General features: G+C 50.8%; 4 protein-coding genes. 2 read left to right on the forward strand and 2 right to left on the reverse strand.

Annotated features, from left to right (window positions below; genetic code table 11):
* Positions 1-1,098, forward strand: a 1,098-nt coding sequence (locus tag KRZ98_RS18195) for a hypothetical protein (RefSeq protein ID WP_217674848.1), incomplete at its 5' end; no start/stop codon positions are given.
* A gap of 38 nt (positions 1,099-1,136) precedes the next feature.
* Here the strand turns inward: KRZ98_RS18195 and KRZ98_RS18200 are convergent.
* Positions 1,137-1,841: a DUF4393 domain-containing protein gene (locus KRZ98_RS18200; protein ID WP_217674849.1), complete on the reverse strand. Its 705-nt coding sequence runs from the start codon at positions 1,839-1,841 to the stop codon at positions 1,137-1,139.
* 137 nt (positions 1,842-1,978) lie between these two features.
* The gene (locus tag KRZ98_RS18205; RefSeq protein WP_217674850.1) at positions 1,979-2,908 is read right to left on the reverse strand and encodes a DUF2971 domain-containing protein; all 930 of its coding nucleotides are present in this window, start codon (positions 2,906-2,908) and stop codon (positions 1,979-1,981) included.
* A 38-nt stretch (positions 2,909-2,946) separates the two neighbouring features.
* Between KRZ98_RS18205 and KRZ98_RS18210 the strand changes: the two genes are divergently transcribed.
* A complete protein-coding gene (locus KRZ98_RS18210; protein WP_217674851.1) occupies positions 2,947-3,480 on the forward strand; it encodes a hypothetical protein in 534 nt (177 codons plus the stop codon).
* Positions 3,481-3,693: the final 213 nt, after the last annotated feature.

Here is a 3,693-nt window from a genome sequence, read left to right on the forward strand (position 1 = left end):
TCCCAACGCCCAGCCCGATATCCCCCTGATCGAGGCAAGGCTGGAAGCGCTCGCGAAAAAATGGGCACCGCGGACACGCCGGAAAGCCTGACGGGCCGCGTCAACGCCACCTTCCGTCGGCGCTTACACCTCTACGATATGATCGTCATCAATACCCCGGATGCACTGCTGGGCGTTTACCCTCTCGATCTCGCGCAGCATATCCCGATGGTGTTCTACACCCATAATGAGAACTTGGTATTCAGGAATGAAGCGTTCAAAGGCGTTTTCAATGCGACGTTCGATGCGTTTTTTGTCGCTGCTATGCGGGCAGAGCATCTTATAATCGGCACACAAACTGACCGCAACAAAGCCGAGTTGAAAGCTGGTCAGCATAACGCGGTGACATTGCCTATGCCCATGCCGGAACGCGGACTGCTTGAAAGATATGAGGGCGAGAAGTCTGGTCTGCTTTTCATTGGTCGCTGGGAGGAGCGCAAAAACCCCTCCGAGTTTATCCGGGTCGCCGCAGCAACAAAGCTGCCAGTGAAGGTGATGACCGCAAAGACATCAGTGAAAAAATGGCAGGATGCGTTCGATGGGATAGGCGTCAAACATGATGTCAGAGGCAACATAACTGGCCGAGAGAAGGTCGACTTTATCGCCTCGTCAAAAGTCTTCTATATGCCCAGCAAGAGCCAATCCTATGGCTTTTCACTGCTAGAAGCCGCTGGTCACTGCCATTGCGTGTTGTTGCAGGACTATGGATGGAAGGACAATTGGGACAGCAGCCTGTACCACGCAACAAAAGCCCTACATGCTCCAGCCCTCATTAACAGCCTGCATGAGCAGGACGTTCCGCCCGACAACCTCGCGAAAGTGCAGGCAAATGACGCCGGTTGCTGGTCCCCTTGGGCATTAACAATAGCCAACTTCCCGTCGCGAAAAAGCAACAGCAAAGCCGCGAAGATCAATGAGTGGGACAAAGGGTATGTGCGCGACTTCATCAAAACCCTGAACCGCTTCGCTTCCACCGAGGATATTATCTCAGTCCTGAACAACCGACATAAGTTCGACATTTCCTACACCGCCGAAGCAACGTGGATGCAGGCGAAATAATTTGAATGGGCTTTGGATCGCTATAGGGTAGTTTGCATTCAGATATCCGAAAGCGCCTTCTTCAACGAAAAACCTGTGTCTGTAACAACAATTTCAGTTTCAGTGACAATTTCATCAGACGTTCCGTAGGATGGATATACCAGTCCTGACGAACGATCTGTCTGCAAATTGCCCAGCAAGCGAGCCACAGAATCCTTGGAAATAAGTGTGTATTTTTCCAACACACCAAGAGCCAACAGATGCTCTACTGACTGCCAAGCCTTCGGACCAAGACGCTCTTTAAGTGCCATATACAGACTGGGTTCTGGCATCCTAATCTCAAGCACTTCGCTTTCTGATGACAAGTGGGTAGTTGCGAACTCGCCGCTAAAAATGACATTCATAATTTGAGCGTCCATTGGGACCAATCGAGATACGATCTCTAGATGCCTCCGGTCTAATGCGTCCTCATCACCTAACGCGGCTTTTGCAAGTAGCCGAGCAAACAGCGTTTGAATTTCAGGTTCGTCTTGCTTTGTTGCTTCCTCAAACCAAGCGAAAGCATACCGCTCAGGTATCTTAGCCGGAACTAATTTCAGCCCCACATTCGCCAGTTCAGCATTTACCTTCACTTGCAATTTCGCAGCATTTTTTAGACGGGATGCAGCGATGCGATCACCCAAGAGCCACTGCCATGCATCGCTCAAGCTGTTTGTAAACGGCTCACTCACACCTTTTACGATTTCAGTTGGGTCAATCAGCATATCACGCCCTTAGAAGAAGTTAGCTTAAAAAAACACCAGACGAACAGGCCACTGCTAGTCTCTACTCAACTTAAATTAGAGTTTGCGAAACAACGCCAGCACATTCAACCGAAAAGCCCCACATATGCCTTCGGCATCTAACTGTGCCAATCCTCAGGATAGTCAGGCGGGTCCAAATCATCGACTTTCTCGAAGTCATCATCCCATATGATGTCCTTGAACAAAAGGAATGACGGTTCCCGAATGCCAGACTGCTCAATCTCGTCGCGAGCAACTATCTGCCTACGAAGTTCAAAGCTGTTGTTCTTAGGTAGCATTTGCCACAGTTTGATTTGAGGATATCCGGCTAGCAGTTTGACCATACTCTTTATAACCGAGGGATCGCATCGAAGACCGAAGAGGATAGCAGTAATTTGGAATGGCAAACCCTTAACACCGCTCTCGTCGGAGACATCACGCCATTCCTTTTCATAATGCCACTCCCACGACTTAGAATAATAATAGGTGTCTAGGACGCGGCGCTTGGCATCTTCGTCACCTTTCGCTTTCCATGACCAAAGATCACTCGCCTTAACTGCTCGCCCAGCTTTGTAGTTCACTCTCTCAAGACGCGGATGACCCTGATCGCGAGTATCATACTCGATGCAGATACCACGATGTTCATCGGCATAGTGGCTCCACATGAGCGCGCTATCCCATGTGGCCGATAGTGATAGAACTCCGGCGTTACCAAGTTCATTATCAAGTTCCGTCTTGATCGCATTGGCAATGATTTGAGACAGCAAAGCCTCCTCGTCAATCTCACCTCCGTAATCATCCGTTTGAGTGGCGTAATATCGGAGCTGCTCAATATCTTGGACTGCTTGATCGCTGCTGACTGTTCGAAGTAACATCTTGTAGAGCAATCGCTCCAACCCTGACCTATTGATATCAACTTCTATCGTAGGATCGCAATCCAAGGGATCGTTGAACGTCTTGGGACGAGCGTAGAAGACTTCCGCCTCGGTGATGGAGCGCAAAGAGTTAATGTGAAAGGGTCGGTATTTGTATAACTTGCCCCGTATCATCGATGCCCCCTAGATCGCTTCCGCCCATAAATAGCATTATGGCGAAAAATACCACACAAACAACCAGAGCGAAGTCCCACTGTGATGCTCTATCGGTTGCCGCACAGAGCAAAGCAATAGCGGCGCAAGAGGCAAAGCAGGAGGTCGCGGAGATCGTAAAGCGCAAAGCCGGACAGCCCACGAAGTTCAGCCCTGAGAAGTGGGAACTCATCTTGGAAGCTGTTGCGACGTATCAAGACCTAATCGAGATATGCCAGCAGCCCGATATGCCCAGCGTTCAGACGATCTACCGATGGATGCGTGAAAGCCCGGAATTGAAGCAGGACATGCGCGATGCGTGGGAGATGTTCAGCATGATCGGCAAGAGCGTGAACAACAATATCCTGCGTGGCGGCGTCCTGTCATCCGGCGACAAGCAGCGCGATTTCGAACTGGCGAGCGACAACCGTTGGTTTATGGGCAAAACCAACCGCCGTGATTTCGGTGACAGGCAGCAGATTGAGATAACCACCTTTGAGCCGGTCATCCTTGATGGTCAGATCATACAGGGCCCAGGTGGCGACGGCGTTTAGGGATACGGCGTAACCTCAGGCCATAAGCCGATAGACCGATTGCCTACTGATGCCCAGCGCCCTCGCTACGGTGCTGGGGTTCGCGCTATAGCGCGACGATCTGGGTGAGAGGTCAGCGACTATCAGGATGAGAACAGATTGTCGCGGCGGGTTCATGGTGCCGGGTTAGATTGTCGCTGGCAAGGGCGATTCTTCGCTCTGATTGTCGCTGAT

The organism is Sphingobium sp. AS12 (assembly GCF_019097845.1).
In the GTDB taxonomy this organism is placed as follows: Bacteria; Pseudomonadota; Alphaproteobacteria; order Sphingomonadales; family Sphingomonadaceae; genus Sphingobium.